General features: G+C 70.9%; 18 protein-coding genes. 13 read left to right on the top strand and 5 right to left on the bottom strand.

What is annotated here, in order from left to right:
- Positions 1–165 precede the first annotated feature (165 nt).
- Positions 166–1,212 carry a glycosyltransferase family 2 protein gene (locus OG247_RS26595; RefSeq protein ID WP_327254583.1) on the top strand — a complete coding sequence of 349 codons (1,047 nt, stop codon included), beginning with the start codon at positions 166–168 and terminating at the stop codon, positions 1,210–1,212.
- Complete coding sequence (locus OG247_RS26590; protein WP_327254582.1) at positions 1,209–2,570, top strand: polysialyltransferase family glycosyltransferase; 1,362 nt, start codon at positions 1,209–1,211, stop codon at positions 2,568–2,570. The genes OG247_RS26595 and OG247_RS26590 overlap by 4 nt, the downstream gene beginning before the upstream one ends.
- A gap of 24 nt (positions 2,571–2,594) precedes the next feature.
- Here OG247_RS26590 and leuE read toward each other — a convergent pair whose 3' ends face one another.
- Positions 2,595–3,278 (bottom strand): leucine efflux protein LeuE, encoded by a 684-nt coding sequence (gene leuE / locus OG247_RS26585; protein ID WP_327254581.1) that lies wholly within the window; start codon positions 3,276–3,278, stop codon positions 2,595–2,597.
- A gap of 79 nt (positions 3,279–3,357) precedes the next feature.
- Positions 3,358–4,941, bottom strand: a complete 1,584-nt coding sequence (locus OG247_RS26580; RefSeq protein ID WP_327254580.1) for an acyl-CoA mutase large subunit family protein — start codon at positions 4,939–4,941, stop codon at positions 3,358–3,360.
- A gap of 167 nt (positions 4,942–5,108) precedes the next feature.
- On the opposite strand from OG247_RS26580, the gene OG247_RS26575 reads away from it, so the two are divergent.
- The gene (locus OG247_RS26575) at positions 5,109–5,993 is read left to right on the top strand and encodes a L,D-transpeptidase family protein (RefSeq protein ID WP_327254579.1); all 885 of its coding nucleotides are present in this window, start codon (positions 5,109–5,111) and stop codon (positions 5,991–5,993) included.
- Positions 5,994–6,324: 331 nt separating this feature from the next.
- Here the strand turns inward: OG247_RS26575 and OG247_RS26570 are convergent, their stop codons facing one another.
- The gene (locus OG247_RS26570) at positions 6,325–7,359 is read right to left on the bottom strand and encodes a hypothetical protein (protein WP_327254578.1); all 1,035 of its coding nucleotides are present in this window, start codon (positions 7,357–7,359) and stop codon (positions 6,325–6,327) included.
- Complete coding sequence (locus OG247_RS26565) at positions 7,359–8,159, bottom strand: RNA polymerase sigma factor (RefSeq protein WP_327257630.1); 801 nt, start codon at positions 8,157–8,159, stop codon at positions 7,359–7,361. The genes OG247_RS26570 and OG247_RS26565 overlap by 1 nt, the downstream gene beginning before the upstream one ends.
- A gap of 384 nt (positions 8,160–8,543) precedes the next feature.
- On the opposite strand from OG247_RS26565, the gene OG247_RS26560 reads away from it, so the two are divergent.
- The 10 genes from OG247_RS26560 (at position 8,544) to OG247_RS26515 (ending at position 16,155) form a co-directional block, all read left to right on the top strand.
- The gene (locus OG247_RS26560) at positions 8,544–9,185 is read left to right on the top strand and encodes a 2-oxo-4-hydroxy-4-carboxy-5-ureidoimidazoline decarboxylase (protein ID WP_327254577.1); all 642 of its coding nucleotides are present in this window, start codon (positions 8,544–8,546) and stop codon (positions 9,183–9,185) included.
- Positions 9,186–9,337: 152 nt separating this feature from the next.
- Positions 9,338–9,718, top strand: coding sequence for a succinate dehydrogenase, cytochrome b556 subunit (gene sdhC / locus OG247_RS26555; protein ID WP_274549171.1), 381 nt, complete (start codon positions 9,338–9,340; stop codon positions 9,716–9,718).
- A gap of 5 nt (positions 9,719–9,723) precedes the next feature.
- Positions 9,724–10,206 carry a succinate dehydrogenase hydrophobic membrane anchor subunit gene (locus OG247_RS26550; protein WP_327254576.1) on the top strand — a complete coding sequence of 161 codons (483 nt, stop codon included), beginning with the start codon at positions 9,724–9,726 and terminating at the stop codon, positions 10,204–10,206.
- Positions 10,207–10,229: 23 nt separating this feature from the next.
- Positions 10,230–11,984 (top strand): succinate dehydrogenase flavoprotein subunit, encoded by a 1,755-nt coding sequence (gene sdhA / locus OG247_RS26545; protein WP_327254575.1) that lies wholly within the window; start codon positions 10,230–10,232, stop codon positions 11,982–11,984.
- The gene (locus tag OG247_RS26540) at positions 11,984–12,751 is read left to right on the top strand and encodes a succinate dehydrogenase iron-sulfur subunit (protein WP_327254574.1); all 768 of its coding nucleotides are present in this window, start codon (positions 11,984–11,986) and stop codon (positions 12,749–12,751) included. The genes sdhA and OG247_RS26540 overlap by 1 nt, the downstream gene beginning before the upstream one ends.
- Before the next feature lie 247 nt (positions 12,752–12,998).
- Positions 12,999–13,613: a hypothetical protein gene (locus tag OG247_RS26535; protein ID WP_327254573.1), complete on the top strand. Its 615-nt coding sequence runs from the start codon at positions 12,999–13,001 to the stop codon at positions 13,611–13,613.
- A gap of 58 nt (positions 13,614–13,671) precedes the next feature.
- Positions 13,672–14,445 (top strand): alpha/beta fold hydrolase, encoded by a 774-nt coding sequence (locus OG247_RS26530; protein WP_327254572.1) that lies wholly within the window; start codon positions 13,672–13,674, stop codon positions 14,443–14,445.
- Between the two features lie 93 nt (positions 14,446–14,538).
- The gene (locus tag OG247_RS26525) at positions 14,539–14,961 is read left to right on the top strand and encodes a hypothetical protein (protein WP_327254571.1); all 423 of its coding nucleotides are present in this window, start codon (positions 14,539–14,541) and stop codon (positions 14,959–14,961) included.
- Entirely contained in the window at positions 14,958–15,386 is a 429-nt protein-coding gene (locus OG247_RS26520) for a thiol-disulfide oxidoreductase DCC family protein (protein WP_327257629.1), read from the top strand. Before OG247_RS26525 ends, OG247_RS26520 begins: the two co-directional genes overlap by 4 nt.
- Before the next feature lie 10 nt (positions 15,387–15,396).
- On the top strand, positions 15,397–16,155 hold the full coding sequence (locus OG247_RS26515; RefSeq protein ID WP_327254570.1) for a TetR family transcriptional regulator: 759 nt from the start codon (positions 15,397–15,399) through the stop codon (positions 16,153–16,155).
- Between the two features lie 7 nt (positions 16,156–16,162).
- Here the strand turns inward: OG247_RS26515 and OG247_RS26510 are convergent, their stop codons facing one another.
- A complete protein-coding gene (locus OG247_RS26510; protein WP_327257628.1) occupies positions 16,163–17,719 on the bottom strand; it encodes an ABC transporter substrate-binding protein in 1,557 nt (518 codons plus the stop codon).
- Between the last annotated feature and the right edge of the window lie 67 nt (positions 17,720–17,786).

The following is a 17,786-nucleotide window of genomic DNA, read 5'->3' as shown; positions in this document are numbered from 1 at the left end:
TATTCCGGCTTTTCGGTGATCGGCCCAACGAACGCACAACAGCGGGTTAACAACCCGTCGACGGAATGCGAAAGCGTGCGGGTTAACGCTCCCGCCGTGCGTCGTTCACGTGGAGTCCGCGTCCGGGCCACAGTCGATGACGAGCAGCGCTCTAATGTCTCGAAGGTGCTCAAGCTCTCTGTTGTCGTGCCGTTCTTCAACGTGCAGACGTATGCGCCGGATGCCCTGAAAAGCCTCGAAGTCAACGCTCGGGACGATTTCGAATTCCTGCTCGTGGACGACCGCTCCACGGACGGGACGCCCGCACTCCTGGAGCGGGCGGCCCGCGAGCTGCCCGGCGCCGTGCACCTCAGACACGAGCGCAACGGCGGCCTGGCGACGGCGCGGAACACCGGTCTGGACGCGGCCCGCGGCGAGTACATCGCCTTCCTGGACGGGGACGACTGGCTGGCGCCGGGCCACCTGGCCCGCACCCTGGCCGCCATCGAGGCCCTGAAATGCGATTTCGTCCGTACCGACCACGTCCAGTGCACGGGCAGGACGCGCAGCGTCCAGCGCGTCCCCTACGGGCCGGAGTCGGTGGTGGCCGATCCGCGCAGCGGAATCCTGCCCGTCACCCGCGCGACCTCGGTGGACTATCCGTACGCCTGGGCGGGGATGTACCACCGGCGGCTGCTGGACCGCGGGCTGCTGCACTTCACGGACGGTCTGCGGACGGCGGAGGACCGGCCGTGGATCTGGCGGCTGCACCGGGAGGCTGAGTCCTTCGCCCCGGTCGGTCTGCCCGGAATCTTCTACCGTCGCGGGGTCTCCACCTCGCTGACGCAAATCGGTGACGAGCGGCAGCTCGATTTCATTCGGGCATTCGATCAGGTTCTGACCGAAGCGGCCGCCGACCGGGAATCCGATCTCCTCCTCCCGAAGGCCGTCCGAACATACTGCGCGATTATCGCTCACCATGTCGGGTCCATCGAAAGGTTCGAACCACCCGTGGCCAGAAAACTCCGCTCGATGAGCACGGCCGCGCTCGGCAGAATGCCCCAGCGGGTACTGGACCGGACCCTGGACTCGATGGACGCCGACCGCGCGGCCCTGCTCCGCCGGCTCCGCAGGCGCGCCACGGCCGGATCCGCCCCGGCGTCCCCCGCCGCGACCCCCGCGTCCCCCGCCGCGTCCGCCACGTCCGACGCATCCGCCGGGGTGAAGGCGTGAACGTCACCCAGATCTTCCTGGCCTCCACCCTCTACGGCACGGCCACCCTCGCCGCCGCCCTCGACGCGAACCTCTTCCCGCCCGCCGGCCGGCGGATCCTGCTGACCAGCAACCACTCCGTGACCGCCGAGATCACCCCGGGCCTGACCGCCGCACCCGGCTTCGCCGCCCTGCGGACCCGTTTCGACGAGGTCCTCGACTGGAACGCCGTCATCGCCCCGCAGCACCCCAGCACCTGGAGCCCGCGCCCCGACGACGTCCCGCTGTGGGAACGCCAGCTGCGCTCCTCCTGGGGCCTGGGCACCGACCGCGTCGAGCTGATCGTGGAATCGCTCCAGGTGCCGCCCGCCCAGAGCCTGTGCCGGCTCTTCCCCGGGGCTGCCATGGAGGTCTACGCCGACGGGCTGATGAGCTACGGTCCCACCCGCTTCCGCCTCGATCCCGGGCTCGGGATGCGCGTACGGCGGGTGTTGCACCTGGACCTCGTACCGGGCCTGGAGCCGCTGCTGCTGACCGAGTTCGGCGTACGGGCCGAGGCGATCCCGGCCGCCGCCTTCCTCAAGGTCATCGGCGAGCTCGAAGCGGCGGTGGAGACACCGGTGGAGCTGCCTCCGGCGCCGGCCGATGCGGACTCCGGGGGCCCCGCGCTCCTGCTGGGCCAGTACCTCTCCGCCCTCGACCTCGTGCCGGCCGACGAGGAGGAGGAACTGCACGGGGAGATGGTCCGCGGCGCCCATGCGCTGGGCCACCGCGAGATGGTCTTCAAACCACACCCCAGCGCCCCCGCCGCCTACGCCCGCCGGGCGCGGGAGGAGGCCGGGCGGCTCGGCGTGCGGCTCACCGTGCTGACCACCCCGGTGCTCGCCGAGACCCTCTACGAGCGGCTGCGCCCGGCCCTGGTCGTCGGATGCTTCTCCACGGGGCTGCTGACCGCCGCCACCCTGTACGGGCTCCCGGTGGCCCGGACCGGCACGGGAACCGTGCTGGGGCGCCTGTCCCCGTACCCGAACAGCAACCGGATCCCGCTCGTGCTGGCCGACGCCCTGCTGCCCGACCTCGCGGACCCCGCGGCCGTACGCTCCTGGACCCCGCCGGGGCCCGAACGGGTGGCGGCCGAGCTGGCCGGCCTGGTCACGGCGGTGGGCTTCACCATGCAGCCCAAGATCCTGGCGGAACGCCGCACGGAGGCCGAGCGCTGGCTGGCCGCGAACCTGACCCCGGACACCTGGCGCTACTTCACCCGCGGCCGGCTGACCACCCTCGGTCTGCCGGGCGGCATCCCGGCGCAGTTGTCCTTCCTGCCCCGCAGCCGCGCGGCCCGCCGGGTGGCCCGGCTGCTGCGCAGAGCGGTCCGCTAGCCGCCGCACCGCCGCGAGGCCGGATCAGCTGACGGCGAGCTTCGCGGCGAAGCCCAGGAACAGCACGCCCGCCGCCGAGCTGGCACCGGCGGCGAGCCGCTTGCGCCGCCGGAAGGCTGCCGCCAGGCGGTTCCCGCCGAAGATCAGCGTGGTCAGGTAGAGGAAGCTGCCGATCTGCATCAGGCCGCCCAGCAGCAGGAAGGACAGTGCCGGGTAGGCGTAGGCCGTGTCCACGAACTGCACGAAGAAGGACATCAGGAAGAGGATGGCCTTGGGGTTGAAGACGCTGATCAGCAGCGCCCGCCGGTAGGGCCGCTCCGTGTCGCCGGCCTTCACCCCGGCCGCGGCCACGGCCGCCACCGGGCTCTCCCCGGCGAGCCCGTCGGTCCCGGCGCGTTCGCGGCGGGCGCGCCACATGGTCCACGCGCCCCGCAGCATGCCGATGGCGAGCCAGGTCAGGTATCCGGCGCCGAGCAGTTTGACGACGCCGAACACGATCGGGCTGGTCTGCAGCAGCGCCCCGGCACCGACCGCGGCCAGGGTCATGAGCAGGGCGTCTCCGGTGAACACGCCGGCGGCGGCCCGGTACCCCTGGCGGACCCCGCCGCGCGCGGCGACGGAGAGCACGTAGAGCGAGTTCGGCCCCGGCAGCAAAATGATCAGCACCAGGCCGGCGAGATACGTCGGAAGATCTGTGACACCCAGCATGTGCAGGAGTGTCCCATGAGGACACACCTGTCGCGCCAGTCGATTTCACGGGCCGGGACCGAATCGGAATCAGCCGCGGTCACCAGCCGGAATCAGCCGGCACGTACGTCCCCCACACCTCCCGCAGCGCCCCGCAGACCTCCCCCACCGTGGCCCTGGCCCGCAGCGCCTCGCGCATCGGATAGAGCACGTTCTCCGTGCCCGCCGCCGCTTCCCGCAGCGCCGCCAGCGCCTCGTCCACGGCCGCCCCGTCGCGCCCCGCCCGCAGCGAGGCGAGGGACGCCCGCTGCCGGTCCTCGATCGCCGGATCCACCCGCAGCGGCTCGTACGGCTCCTCCTCGTCCAGCGCGAAGCGGTTGACCCCGACCACCACGCGCTCGCCGGCCTCGGTCTCCCGGGCGATCCGGTACGCGTTCCGCTCGATCTCCGCCTTCTGGAAGCCCGCCTCGATCGCGGCCACCGCCCCGCCCATCGCCTCGACCCGCGCCATCAGGTCGAGCGCCGCCGCCTCCACCTCGTCCGTCATCCGCTCCACCGCGTAGGACCCGGCGAAGGGGTCGACGGTGTGCGGCACGTCCGTCTCGTACGCCAGCACCTGCTGGGTCCGCAGTGCGAGGCGGGCCGACTTCTCGGTGGGCAGCGCGATCGCCTCGTCGAAGGAGTTGGTGTGCAGCGACTGGGTGCCGCCCAGCACGGCCGCCAGCCCCTGCACGGCGACGCGGACCAGGTTCAGCTCCGGCTGCTGCGCCGTCAGCTGCACCCCGGCGGTCTGGGTGTGGAAGCGCAGCATCAGGGATCTGGGGTCCCGGGCCCCGAACTCCTCGCGCATGACGCGGGCCCAGATCCGCCGGGCCGCGCGGAACTTCGCGACCTCCTCCAGGAGGGTGGTGCGGGCGACGAAGAAGAACGACAGCCGGGGCGCGAACGCGTCGACCTCCATCCCGGCGGCCAGCGCGGTCCGTACGTACGCGATCGCGTCGGCCAGCGTGAAGGCGATCTCCTGCGCGGGCGAGGCCCCCGCCTCGGCCATGTGGTAGCCGGAGATGGAGATGGTGTTCCACCTGGGGAGCTCGGCCCGGCAGTAGCGGAAGACGTCGGCCGTCAACCTCAGGGAGGGGCCGGGCGGGAAGATGTAGGTCCCCCGTGCGACGTACTCCTTCAGCACGTCGTTCTGGACCGTGCCGGTCAGCAGGCCGGGCTCGATCCCCTGTTCCTCGGCGACCAGTTGGTAGAGCAGGAGCAGCAGCGCGGCCGGCGCGTTGATCGTCATCGACGTGGACACCCGGTCGAGCGGGATCCCGTCGAAGAGCACCCGCATGTCCTCGACCGAGTCGATCGCGACGCCCACCTTCCCGACCTCGCCGTGCGCGAGCGGGGCGTCGGAGTCGTGACCCATCTGGGTGGGCAGGTCGAAGGCCACGGACAGCCCGGCGGCGCCGCCCGCGATGAGCTGCCGGTAGCGGGCGTTGGACTCGGCGGCCGTGCCGAAGCCGGCGTACTGACGCATGGTCCAGGGCCGTCCGGTGTACATCGTCGGGTAGACGCCCCGGGTGTACGGGTACTCCCCCGGCTCTCCCAGCTCGGTCCCGGGGTCCCAGCCGGCGAGGTCGTCCGGGCGGTAGACGGGCGCGATCGGGATCCCGCTCTCGGTGTGCCGCTCCATGGGGCGCGCTCCTTCGTGGATCCGAGGGGCCCGGGGCTGATAAAACGTCCCCGCGGCGACCGCGCGGCGGCCGCTGGTCACAATGGCGCAACATCGCGGCCGTCCCCGCAACTGTCCACGCCCACGTGGCATCACCTAGTTACACACGCAGAAATCGGGGGACCGCAATGCACCGCCAGAAAGCAATAGTTCGCGCACTGGGCCTGGCCACCGCCGTCGCGCTGGCCGCGACCGCCTGCGGGCCGCAGAAGACGGAGTCCGCGGGCTCCGGTTCTTCCGCGCCCGCATCGCCCACGGCGGTCGCCTCTCCCGACGTCTCCGCGTCCACGGACGGAAAGCCGGGCGACGCCTCGCCGTCGGCGTCCCCGTCCGCGTCGCCTTCGCCTTCGGCCTCCGCTTCCGCCTCGCCCTCGCCGACCGTGAAGCAGGTCATGGCGAACGGCGACGACAGCGAGCTGGTCCGCGAACTGCAGGCCCGGCTGCGTCAGCTCAAGCTGATGACGGTCGCCCCGACCGGTTTCTACGGTTCGAAGACGACCGCGGCGGTCAGGTCCTTCCAGTCGAAGAACGGCCTGCCCGCCACCGGCGGCGTGGACGAGCCCACCTGGAAGAAGATCCAGAACGCCACCAAGAAGCCGACCGAAGCCGAGCTGCGCCCGCCGACCGTCAACGAGCCGGACGCGCCCGACGCGCGCTGCATGACGGGCCGGGTGATGTGCATCAGCAAGGAGAGCCGCACCCTCGCCTGGATGATCGACGGGAAGGTCGTCTCCACGCTGGACGTGCGCTTCGGCTCGGAGAAGACCCCGACCCGCGAGGGCGAGTTCAAGGTGGAGTGGAAGGCCAAGGACTGGACGTCGACGATCTACCACACGCCGATGCCGTACTCGATGTTCTTCAACGGGGGCCAGGCCGTGCACTACTCGGCCGACTTCGCCGCCCGCGGATACGCCGGCGCCTCGCACGGCTGCGTGAACGTCCGGGACAAGGCCAGGCTGGCGACGCTGTTCGACGCGGTGAAGGTCGGCGACAAGGTCGTCGTCTACTGGTGACCTACCGACGGCCCGGCGCGGGGCCGTCCGGTCCGGGCGTCCACGGTCGGAAGTTGAGGGCGCGGGCGGGATCGGGGGAACGAATCCCGCCCGCGCCGGTTGCGCAGAGCCCAGGGGTACGGGGGGAACCCCGGCTCATGCGCGGCCGATGACCAGTCGGCTCGTTATGTACTGCGCCGCCGGTTCGAAAAGTGTTACAGCGGGGGCGCCGCCTGTTTCAGGCCAGTGTCCGGTACCCGGTCCCGCGCCTTTTCCCGGGCCGTTCCGCGCCCGTGCCGTGCCCGTGCCGGGCCCGTTCCCGCACCCCGGCCCGCCCTCGGGCGGGACCTTCTCAGCGGCGCTCGCCCACACCCGGCGACGGAGCCGGCGAGGCGGTCCCGGCCGGGGTCAGGTCCAGCGAGCGCGAAGGAGAGCTGGGCGTGTCGCCGCGCGAGCCGCCGCCCGGGGCCATGTCGAGCACCACCTGGCAGTAGCGCGGGACCCGCAACAGCCCCTTGGCCAGCCGTACGAGCCGCTCACGACCGGCCTCGTCGAGCCGCCCCGCCCGGAAGTCCCGGCACAGCTCCACCGGTCCGGTGCGGCCCTCCCGGTCCCGGCCGGAACCGTCGCGGGGTTCGGTCGTCGAGCCGTCGGTGCCGCCCTGGAGGGACCGGTCGCGGCCGTCCCGGCTGCTGCCGGTCGAGCCGCTCGAGGACGGTTCCCTGCCGGTGCCGCCGACCGCACCGGAGACCCCGTCGGGCGCCGTGGTCGTACGTCCTTCCGTGCCCGGGGTGTTGCCGGGGCTCGGGCTGCCGCTCCAGCCCCCGCCGCCCTCGGGCGCGGTGCTGCGGAGCGGCGCGAAGGGTGTCGCGTACCCGCCGTCCGCCGAGGCCCCGGAGGAGGAGCCGACCGACACCGAGACGGCCGGCGCCCCGCCTGCGGCGTCCCGGGCGTCCCGGTCCAGCAGTCCGGCGCCCGCGGCGGCCGCCAGGCCGCCCACGGCGACACCGGCCACGGCGGCGGCGAGGACGAAGCGGACCGGGCGGCCGCGCCGGGAAGGGTGTGCGGCCGGGCCGGCCGGCGGGCCGAGCTCCACCACCGTGTCCGCGGAGCCGAACAGCGCGGCGTCCGGAGCCTGCGTCTGGGGTTCCGCCTGGAGTGCGGAGCCGCGCGCGCGGAACGCGGCCACCGCGGCGGCCTCACCGCGCAGTTCCCCGGGCAGCCCGCCGGGAGCCGCGGGCGGCGGCTCGGCAAGTGCGTCGAGGGCGGCGCGCAGCCGCTCGGACCGGACCCGGGCGTGGTGCTCGGCGCCAGGTGCGGCCGGTTCTCCGCGCAGCAGTCTGTCCGCCGCGGCTTTGTCCAGCCACCTGTCGCGCTCGTCGGCCATCACATGTCCTTCTGCGTCCGCCAACGTGAATGCGTCACACCGGTTTGTTCTACGAGGCCCGCGGCGCGGGCCCGCTGCGCCGGTACGGCGTCGAGGTCCCGCCCGCCCCCGGCGCCCCGTGCGCGCCCGTCATTATCACCGAGGCCGCGCCGGCGTCCGGAGCCGACGCCCACGGTGGAGCCGATGCCGGACTCGGGGTCGACGTCGGGGTCGGAGCCGGGGCCGGACTCCGGGTCGAAGTCACCCTCGACGGCCTCGCCGAGCAGCTCGGCCAGCTTCTTCAGGCCCCGGTGTGCGGCGGTGCGTACCGCGCCGGGGCGCTTGCCCAGGGTCTCGGCGGCGCTCTTGGCGTCCAGGCCGACGACCACCCGCAGGACGACGGCCTCGGCCTGGTCCCGCGGGAGCTGGGCTATGAGTTCCATGGTGCGGCAGGTGGAGAGGGACTCCATGGCCTCGCCGGCGGTGTCGGACTCGGCGGCGTGACCCGTCAGCTCGGTCTCGTCCCCGCCGACGGCGGGCCGGCGCCCGCGCATCCGGATGTGGTCGAGGGCGCGGTTGCGGGCGATGCGGGCGGCCCAGCCGCGGAATCGGTCGGCGTCGCCGGTGAAGGAATCGAGGTCGCGGGCGATCTGCAGCCAAGCTTCGGAGGTGACGTCCTCCGCGTCGCCGTCCCCGACGAGCGTGCGGACGTATCCGAGCAGGCGCGGGTGCACGGCGCGGTACACAGAACGGAACGCGAGCTCGTCGCCGTCTTGTGCCGCGAGCACCGCGGTGGTCAGCTCCGCGTCGTCCCCCAGCAAAATCCCCAACCCGTTCACAGTCCCGTTCGTGTGGCGCAAATCAGCACGTTACGGCTTTCAAGCACCTTCGTCCACGAGTTGTACAACGCGCAACCATCCCTGCGCGGAGCGGGGTGTGACACAAAACGCACCGAAGGCGCTGACAGGGGTGCGGGCTTGTCGCACGAGTCCGCGCCGGATGGCGGCCGGGGCCTCTCCTGTGGGGGGTGGCGGCCTCGGTCGCCCTCCCCTTCCCCGCCGTCCCCGCGGCCATCATGCCCCGGTGCCCGCAGGGGGCCCAAGCGGCCCTCCACCCGGTCCGACATGCGCTCTCGTCATCCTTTCGGCTCACTTCCGAGTGAAATCCAAGAATGGGTACGACACACCCGGCCCCACGTCGATAGCGTGGCGGGACACCCGCGCCGCGCCACGAGGAGCCCCCCGCTGTCCAGCCACCTTCCGGCACAGGCCCGCGGAGGCTCCGACCCTTCCCTCGGCTCCCTCCCCCTCCACGGCGTCGGCCCTTGCGGCGACACCGGGCTCGTACGGTTCAACGCCCTGTCCCCCGAGGCCGCCCACTCCGCCCTGCTGCACTGCTGCGGCAGCCGGCGCTGGGCGCACCGGGTGGCCGCCCACCGCCCTTACCCCGACTTCGGCGCGCTACTCGCCGCCGCGGACGAAGCTTCGTACGACCTCTCCCAAGCGGACCTCTCCGAGGCGCTGGCCTGCGAGTTCCCGCCGGAGCTGGAGCACGGGGCCTCGTACGCCGCGCTCCTCGCGCTCGACGCGGCGCACGCGGAGTACGAGCGGACCTATCGCCACGCCTTCGTGATCTGCCTCCACGGGACCACCCCGGAGGAGCAGGCGGACCAGCTGCTGGCCGCGATCCGGCGGCGGATGGAGCTGGACGTGGACGAGGAACGCGCGATCTCCGCGGACGAGCTCCGTCGCGTCGCGCAGGTCCGGCTCGCCGACCTGACACACTGGCTGACCTCGACAGATGGGGTATCTGCTGCCGAATTCGGGCTATTCGCCCCTGTGGGATAGTCCGTCCGTGCCTGTTTGATCACACCGATGGCCCCTGCGCAAGGGAACCGACAAAGCGTCGCTACGATGGCCGGGGCCGGAGGACCGTACCCGGCCGGGCCCGACCGACAAAGAAGCCGGCTGGCCCCCGCCCCGCTTCCGGAGGGTTTTCCGTGCCGGCTGGAACGTTGTACCGCGGCCGGGAAGGAATGTGGTCCTGGGTGGCTCATCGAGTCACCGGCGTCCTCATTTTCTTCTTCCTGTTCGTACACGTCCTCGACACCGCTCTCGTCCGCGTCTCCCCCGAGGCGTACGACGATGTCGTGGCTACCTACAAGACTCCGATCGTCGCGCTGCTGGAGTACGGCCTCGTCGCCGCAATCCTGTTCCACGCGCTCAACGGTCTCCGTGTCATCGCCGTGGACTTCTGGTCCAAGGGCCCCCGCTACCAGAAGCAGATGCTCTGGTCCGTGGTGGGCATCTGGGTCGTGCTGATGGTCGGGGCCCTGTACCCCGTCCTCGGACACGCTTACCTCGAACTCTTCGGGAAGTGACACGCATGTCTTCTGACACTTCTTTCGAAAAGGGCATCGGTGACGTGGAGGGCGTGTCCCTCTACGACGTCGACAACCCGGCGCCGTACATCGAGGCCCCGCGCAAGCGCACCGGCAAGACGCCTCGCTCGACCCGCGGCAACTTCGAGATGGTCGCGTGGCTCTTCATGCGCCTCTCGGGCATCGTGCTCGTCGTCCTGGTCCTCGGCCACCTGCTGATCCAGCTCGTCCTCGACGGCGGCGTCTCCAAGATCGGCTTCGCCTTCGTGGCGGGCCGCTGGGCCTCCCCGTTCTGGCAGGGCTGGGACCTGCTGATGCTGTGGCTCGCGATGCTGCACGGCGCGAACGGTCTGCGTACCGTCATCAACGACTACGCGGAGCGCGCCAACACGCGTCTGTGGCTCAAGGGCCTGCTCTACACCGCCACGGTGTTCACCATTCTTCTGGGCACGCTGGTGATCTTCACCTTCGACCCGAACATCCGCTAGGCAACGGGGCTGAGGCGAAACCAATGAAGATCCACAAGTACGACACCGTCATCGTCGGGGCGGGCGGCGCAGGCATGCGCGCCGCCATCGAATCGACGAAGCGCAGCCGCACCGCCGTGCTGACCAAGCTCTACCCCACCCGCTCCCACACGGGCGCCGCGCAGGGCGGCATGGCCGCCGCGCTCGCCAACGTGGAGGACGACAACTGGGAGTGGCACACCTTCGACACGGTCAAGGGCGGTGACTACCTGGTCGACCAGGACGCCGCCGAGATCCTGGCGAAGGAGGCCATCGACGCGGTCCTCGACCTCGAGAAGATGGGCCTGCCGTTCAACCGCACCCCGGACGGCACCATCGACCAGCGCCGCTTCGGCGGCCACTCCCGCAACCACGGCGAGGCGCCGGTCCGCCGGTCCTGCTACGCCGCGGACCGCACCGGCCACATGATCCTCCAGACGCTGTACCAGAACTGCGTCAAGGAGGGCGTGGAGTTCTTCAACGAGTTCTACGTCCTGGACCAGCTCCTGGTCGAGGAGGACGGCGTCCAGAAGTCGGCCGGCGTGGTCGCGTACGAGCTCGCCACCGGCGCGATCCACGTGTTCCAGGCGAAGTCCGTCATCTACGCCTCGGGCGGCACCGGCAAGTTCTTCAAGGTGACCTCCAACGCGCACACCCTCACGGGTGACGGCCAGGCGGCCTGCTACCGCCGCGGCCTGCCGCTGGAGGACATGGAGTTCTTCCAGTTCCACCCGACGGGCATCTGGCGCATGGGCATCCTGCTGACGGAGGGCGCCCGCGGTGAGGGCGGCATCCTCCGCAACAAGGACGGCGAGCGCTTCATGGAGAAGTACGCGCCGGTCATGAAGGACCTCGCGTCCCGTGACGTCGTCTCGCGCTCCATCTACACCGAGATCCGTGAGGGCCGCGGCTGCGGTCCCGCCGGTGACCACGTGTACCTGGACCTGACGCACCTGCCGCCGGAGCAGCTCGACGCGAAGCTCCCGGACATCACCGAGTTCGCGCGCACGTACCTGGGCATCGAGCCGTACACGGACCCGATCCCGATCCAGCCCACCGCGCACTACGCCATGGGCGGCATCCCGACGAACGTCGAGGGTGAGGTCCTCAGGGACAACACCACCGTCGTCCCGGGCCTGTACGCGGCCGGCGAGGTCGCGTGCGTATCGGTGCACGGCGCGAACCGCCTGGGCACCAACTCGCTGCTGGACATCAACGTCTTCGGCAAGCGCTCGGGCATCGCGGCCGCCGCGTACGCCCACGCCCACGACTACGTCGAGCTGCCCGAGAACCCGGCGCAGCAGGTCATCGACCAGGTCGAGCGGCTGCGCAACTCCACGGGCAACGAGCGGGTCGCGGACCTTCGCCTGGAGCTCCAGGAGACGATGGACGCCTGCGTGATGGTGTTCCGCACCGAGCAGACGATCAAGACCGCGGTCGAGAAGATCGCGGAGCTGCGCGAGCGCTACCTGAACGTGTCCGTCCAGGACAAGGGCAAGCGCTTCAACACGGACCTGCTGGAAGCCATCGAGCTGGGCAACCTGCTCGACCTGGCCGAGGTCATGGCCGTGTCCGCGCTGGCGCGCAAGGAGTCCCGCGGCGGTCACTACCGCGAGGACTACCCGAACCGCGACGACGTCAACTTCATGCGCCACACCATGGCGTACCGCGAGGTCGGCGACGACGGCAAGGACTCCGTCCGCCTGGACTACAAGCCGGTCGTCGTCACCCGCTACCAGCCGATGGAGCGTAAGTACTGATGGCCACCCCGACCCTGTCCAAGACGGACGCGATGGAGGCCGCGGCCGCGGCCTCGCCCTTCATCACGGTCACGTTCCGGATCCGCCGCTTCAACCCCGAGATCTCGGACGAGTCGCAGTGGCAGGACTTCCAGATCGAGATCGACCCGAAGGAGCGCGTGCTCGACGGTCTCCACAAGATCAAGTGGGAACTCGACGGCACGCTGACCTTCCGTCGCTCGTGCGCGCACGGCATCTGCGGCTCCGACGCGATGCGGATCAACGGCAAGAACAGGCTCGCCTGCAAGACGCTGATCAAGGACATCAACCCGGAGAAGCCGATCACGGTCGAGGCCATCAAGGGCCTGACGGTGATGAAGGACCTCGTCGTCGACATGGAGCCCTTCTTCCAGGCGTACCGGGACGTCATGCCGTTCCTGGTCACCAAGGGCAACGAGCCGACGCGCGAGCGCCTGCAGTCCGCCGAGGACCGCGAGCGCTTCGACGACACCACCAAGTGCATCCTGTGCGCCGCGTGCACGTCCTCGTGCCCGGTGTTCTGGAACGACGGCCAGTACTTCGGCCCGGCGGCGATCGTCAACGCGCACCGCTTCATCTTCGACTCGCGTGACGAGGCGGGCGAGCAGCGCCTGGAGATCCTGAACGACAAGGACGGCGTGTGGCGTTGCCGCACGACCTTCAACTGCACCGACGCGTGCCCGCGAGGCATCGAGGTCACGAAGGCCATCCAGGAAGTGAAGCGGGCACTGATCACCCGCCGCTTCTAGCCTTTCGAGGACTCCGTCCGCCGGTCTCAGCCGAGGCCGGCGGGCACGGGGCCCCGCCCCCTGCGGATCCTTTCCGTGAGGGGGCGGGGCCTTCGCCGTAGGGCCTGCGGATCAACCCGCCCGGTACGAACAGCCCTTCGACGGCCCCCGCCCCCGGGCGAACATCACGCTCCCCGCGCCCGGAGATCGAGGCGGGCGCCGACAACCGCCCTACGGGCCCCTGCGCGACTGTGGAATTATCGGCCGCATGAGCGAGCAGCAGCCCAACCCGTACAAGAGCGAGCCCGGCGCGGGTGGCCAGGGTGACTACAACACCACTCCGGGACAGCCGAATTACGGCTACCCGCCGCAGCCCGGCTACGGCTACCCGCCCCCGGCACCGGACCAGCCGGGCTACGGCTACCCGCAGCCCCCCGCCTACCAGCCGACCATCGCCGGCGCGGGCATCCCCGCCCCGGCCGGCCCCACCACGCCCCCCATGGGGACCCCGGGCCCGCCTCCCATGGGCTACCCCGTCGGCTCCGCCGGGCTCTCCCTGGGCGACATCACGATCGCCGGCGACCAGATCATCACCCCGTCGGGCAACATGCCGCTCAGGGGCGCGATCTGGAACGCCACGGACTTCTCGCGGACGGAGGAGAAGATCCCGGCGCACGCGATCGTGCTGGCCGTCATCTTCTTCATCTTCTGCCTGCTCGGCCTGCTCTTCCTCCTGATGAAGGAGCGCCGCACGACGGGCTACATCCAGATCACCGTGAACAGCGCCGGCCGCCACCACTCCACGATGATCCCCGCGGTGGACGCGGGCACGTACATGTGGGTCATGAGCCAGCTCAACCAGGCGCGTGCGCTGAGCATGTGAGTCCGGCCGGGCGGGAACCCGGTGGCGGGCCGGGGGTCCCGTCGCGGATGATCGCGGCATGATCATTTCTCATGATGTGGACGGGCCCGCCGATGCGCCGGCCGTCGTACTGCTCCATTCCTCCGTGTGCGACCGGCGGATGTGGGAGCCGCAGTGGCAGCCGCTGCTCGCGGCCGGGTTCCGGGTGGTCCGGCCGGACTTCCGGACCTGCGGGGACTCCCCCGCCGCCGAGGCCCCGTACAGCGACCACGAGGACGTACGGGAGCTGCTGGCGCACCTCGGAATCCGGCGGGCCGCCTTCGTCGGCAGTTCCTACGGCGGGCGGGTCGCGCTGACGCTGGCCGCGCTGCGTCCGGAACTGGTCAGCGCGCTGGCCCTGCTCTGCCCCGCCCGGCCCGCGCAGCGGCGCGGCCCCGCACTGCTCGCCTTCAACGCCGCCGAGGCCGCCCTGCTGGACGCGGGCGACCTGGAGGGCGCGGCCGGGCTCAACGCCCGCCAGTGGCTCGGCCCGGACGCCGACGAGGCCACACACGCCCTCGTACGCGCCATGCAGCTCGGGAACCTGCGGGGCGCCCTGGCCGCCGACGAGGACCACGAGCTCCCCGAGCCCGCCTTCGAGCCGGCCGCGATCACCGCCCCCGTCCTCGCCGTCGGCGGCGCGTACGACATCCCCGACTTCCGGGACGTCCCCGCCGAGCTCCCCTCCCTGGTGCCCGGCGCCGTCCACGTGGAGCTGCCCTGGGCCGGCCACCTGCCCTCCCTCGAACGCCCGGAGGAGATCACGCGGTTGCTGCTGCCCTTCCTCTTCGAGGCGGCCCTCCCGAGGCACTGACCGAGCCCGGCGCGCCATTCGCTTGAACCTGTTCAAAAAGAGGTCTACAGTCGATGTCGTCAGCAGTTGAACACGTTCAAAGGGGCTGAGGGCATGGACCTCACCGTGGTCGCGTACGTCATCTACCTGCTCATCAGCATCGGACTCACCATCTGGGTGGCCCGCACGCTCAGCCGCAACGGCCGCGTCTTCATCGGCGACGTCCTCCAGGGGAACGAGAAGCTCGCCGACGCCGTCAACCAGCTCCTGGTGGTCGGCTTCTACCTCGTCAACATCGGCTTCGTGACCCTCTACCTGCGGTCGGCCGAGGAGATCGTCGCGGCCCGCGGACTCTTCGAGGCCCTGTCGGTCAAGCTCGGAGTCGTGCTCCTGGTCCTCGGCTTCATGCACCTCGCGAACGTCTGGGTGCTGAACAAGATGCGCCGCCGGGGAATCATGGAGCGTCAGGGGACCCCGCCGGTCGCCCCCCAGGGGTGGACCGCGCCCCAGGGGTGGACCGCGCCCACCGGGGCCTGATCCCCGTGGCCACCGCGGCGACCCGGCACCTGACGGTGCTCTACGACGCGAACTGCCCGCTCTGCGTGCACATCCGGCACTGGCTGCTCGGCCAGCGCCGGCTCGTACCGCTCCGGCTCGTCCCCGCGGCCTCCGCCGAGGCGCGGGGGCGGTACCCGCGGCTCGACCACGCCTCGACCCTGAAGGAGATCACCGTCATCGGCGACTCCGGACAGGTGTGGAGGGGGACCGACGCCTTCATCGTCTGCCTGTGGGCGCTGGCCGAGCACCGGCCGAAGGCGAACTGGCTGGCCACCCCGGCCGGCCGGCCCTTCGCCAGGGCGGCCATGTACACCGCCTCCACCTGGCGGGAGGCGGTTCGGACCGGCTCCCCGGCGCAGGACGGGGAACCGGCCTGTGACGACCAGTGTTCCGCTCCCCGATAGGCTCGGGACCGTGACTGATCAGAAGGCTCCCAAGAGCGAGCAGACCCGCACGCTCATCCTCGAAACCGCGCTCCGCCTCTTCCAGGAGCGCGGCTTCGACAAGACGACGATGCGCGGTATCGCCAAGGAGGCCGGAGTATCGGTCGGCAACGCCTACTACTACTTCGAGTCCAAGGAACACCTGGTCCAGGGCTTCTACGACCGGATCGGCGCCGCCCACCTGGCGGCGGTCCGGCCGATCCTGGACCACGAGACCGATCTGCAGAAGCGGCTCGCGGGCGTACTGACCAGCTGGCTGGACATCGCCGCGCCGTACCACGAGTTCGCCTCGCAGTTCTTCAAGAACGCCGCGGACCCCGAAAGCCCGCTCAGCCCGTTCTCCCCGGAGTCGGAGGCGGCCCGCAAGCAGGCGATCGACATGCACCGCGAGGTGCTGGCCGGGGCCAAGACCAAGGTGCCCGACGAACTGGCCGACGTACTGCCGGAGCTGATGTGGCTCTCGCAGATGGGCCTGGTCCTCTACTGGGTCTTCGACCGCTCCCCGGACAGCGAGAAGACCCGCAAGCTCGCACAGCGCGGGGCGCAGCTCACGACGCGCGGCATCATCCTGGCCCGGTTCCGGGTGCTGCGGCCGCTGGTGCGCGAAGTGCACGAGCTGTTCACGGACTTCCTGCCGGGCATGGCCCAGTCGGCCGTGTCCCGTCCGGGCCGCAAGCGGGCCTCCGACCCCGATGCGGGGCCGGAGGAGGGCCCTGAGGTGGGCCCGTAGACGGGTCCTACAGCCAGTTGAGCTCCCACAGGCGCCACACACCGGTGCCGTCCGAGAGGTACTGGGCGCCCGCGACGGCCTCGCGGGACATCACGTAGTCCTTCTTCTGCCAGATCGGCATCATCGGGACCTGCTGCGCGACCAGCTTCTGCAGGTCGCGGAAGTCGTTGGCGGCGGCGCCGCGGTCCGAGAAGGACTGGGTACGGGTGATGAGGTCGTCGACGGCCTTGTCGGAGTAGCCGTTGTTCATCGAGTTGTCGGCACCGACGAGCGGGGCCAGGAAGTTGTCCGCGTCCGGGAAGTCGGCGATCCAGCCGATGGTGTAGGCGTCGAACTCGCCCGCCGCGTAGGCCTTCTGGAAGTCGCTCCACTTCTCGACCGGCTTGATGGCCAGCTTGAAGAGGCCGGTGGACTCCAGCTGCGCCTTCAGCTCCTCGGCCTCGGGAACGCTCGCGCCGCGCTCGTTGACCCCGAGGGTGATCGCGACCGGGGTGGTGATCCCGGCGTCCTTGAGCAGCTTCTTCGCGGTGAGCCCGTTCGGCGAGGGCCAGGCGTCGAAGAACGGCGTGCTGTGGGCGGCGATGCCCGCCGGGACGAGCGAGTAGAGCGGGGTGACGGTGCCCTTGTAGACCTCGGTCGCGACCTTGGCCCGGTCCACGATCGCGGCGACGGCCTGGCGGACGGCGGGCTGGGCCACCGGGGAGCCGGGGCGGAGGTCGAAGACCATGCTGCGGATCTCCGTACCGCCCGAGGCCTGGTACCGGGTGTCCTCCAGGCCCGGGTTCAGGCCGGCCAGGACCGCCGGGGGCATGTCGCGGTGGGCGACCTCGATCCCCCGGTCGGTCCAGGCCTGCTCCAGCTGCGCGGAGTCCTTGAAGTACTTCACGGTGACCGGGCTCTTGGAGATCTTGCCCTGGCCCTTGTACGAGGTGTTGGGCTTGAGTTCGGCGCTCGCGCCGGCCGTGTAGCCGTCGAGGGTGAAGGGGCCGGAGCCGTCGACCTTCTCGTCCTCGCGCAGGGCCTTGGCCGGGTACTTGTCCTTGTCCACGATCGAGGCGGCGCCCGTCGCGATCTTGAACGGGAAGGTGGCGTCCCCGGCGGAGAGGCCGAAGGTGACGGTGCGCCCCTCCGCCTTGACCGACTCCAGGGTGTTGAACAGCGGCGCCGGACCCTGGTCGGAGTTGATCGCCTTGATCCGGTCGAAGGAGTACTTCACGTCCTCGGCCGTGATCGCCCGGCCGGAGGAGAACTTCACGTCCGAGCGCAGCTCGCACTGGTACGTGGTGAGCTTGTTGTCGATGAAATTGCAGGAGGAGGCCGCGTCGGGCACCGGGGTGTCCGAGCCGGTCCTGATGGTCAGCAGCGACTGGTAGACGTTGCTGAACAGGGCCCAGGAGCCCGCGTCGTACGCGCCTGCGGGGTCGAGGGAGGAGACCACGTCGCTCGTGCCGACGCGGATGGGCTCCCCGCCGCCGGCCGTCTGCGGCAGCAACTGCCAGGTGGCGACGCCGGCGACGCCGAGGACCAGCCCGGCCGCGATGGCTTTCGAGCGGACAGACCGCAACATCCTTGACTCCACCCCACGTGGGCGCACACCGAAATCCGCGACCCGTTATCCGATTATCGGTCAC

Origin of the sequence: Streptomyces sp. NBC_01244 (genome assembly GCF_035987325.1) — a bacterium.
Lineage (GTDB): Bacteria > Actinomycetota > Actinomycetes > Streptomycetales > Streptomycetaceae > Streptomyces.
Note: the sequence above shows the minus strand (reverse complement) of the source record. Positions and strands in the feature narration are given on the sequence as shown.

Coding starts and splice junctions, on each gene's coding strand:
- leuE (WP_327254581.1), bottom strand. CDS start 3,278: ATGCTGGGTGTCACAGATCTTCCGACGTATCTCGCCGGCCTGGTGCTG.
- OG247_RS26580 (WP_327254580.1), bottom strand. CDS start 4,941: ATGGAGCGGCACACCGAGAGCGGGATCCCGATCGCGCCCGTCTACCGC.
- OG247_RS26575 (WP_327254579.1), top strand. CDS start 5,109: ATGCACCGCCAGAAAGCAATAGTTCGCGCACTGGGCCTGGCCACCGCC.
- OG247_RS26570 (WP_327254578.1), bottom strand. CDS start 7,359: ATGGCCGACGAGCGCGACAGGTGGCTGGACAAAGCCGCGGCGGACAGA.
- OG247_RS26550 (WP_327254576.1), top strand. CDS start 9,724: ATGTCTTCTGACACTTCTTTCGAAAAGGGCATCGGTGACGTGGAGGGC.
- sdhA (WP_327254575.1), top strand. CDS start 10,230: ATGAAGATCCACAAGTACGACACCGTCATCGTCGGGGCGGGCGGCGCA.
- OG247_RS26540 (WP_327254574.1), top strand. CDS start 11,984: ATGGCCACCCCGACCCTGTCCAAGACGGACGCGATGGAGGCCGCGGCC.
- OG247_RS26535 (WP_327254573.1), top strand. CDS start 12,999: ATGAGCGAGCAGCAGCCCAACCCGTACAAGAGCGAGCCCGGCGCGGGT.
- OG247_RS26530 (WP_327254572.1), top strand. CDS start 13,672: ATGATCATTTCTCATGATGTGGACGGGCCCGCCGATGCGCCGGCCGTC.
- OG247_RS26525 (WP_327254571.1), top strand. CDS start 14,539: ATGGACCTCACCGTGGTCGCGTACGTCATCTACCTGCTCATCAGCATC.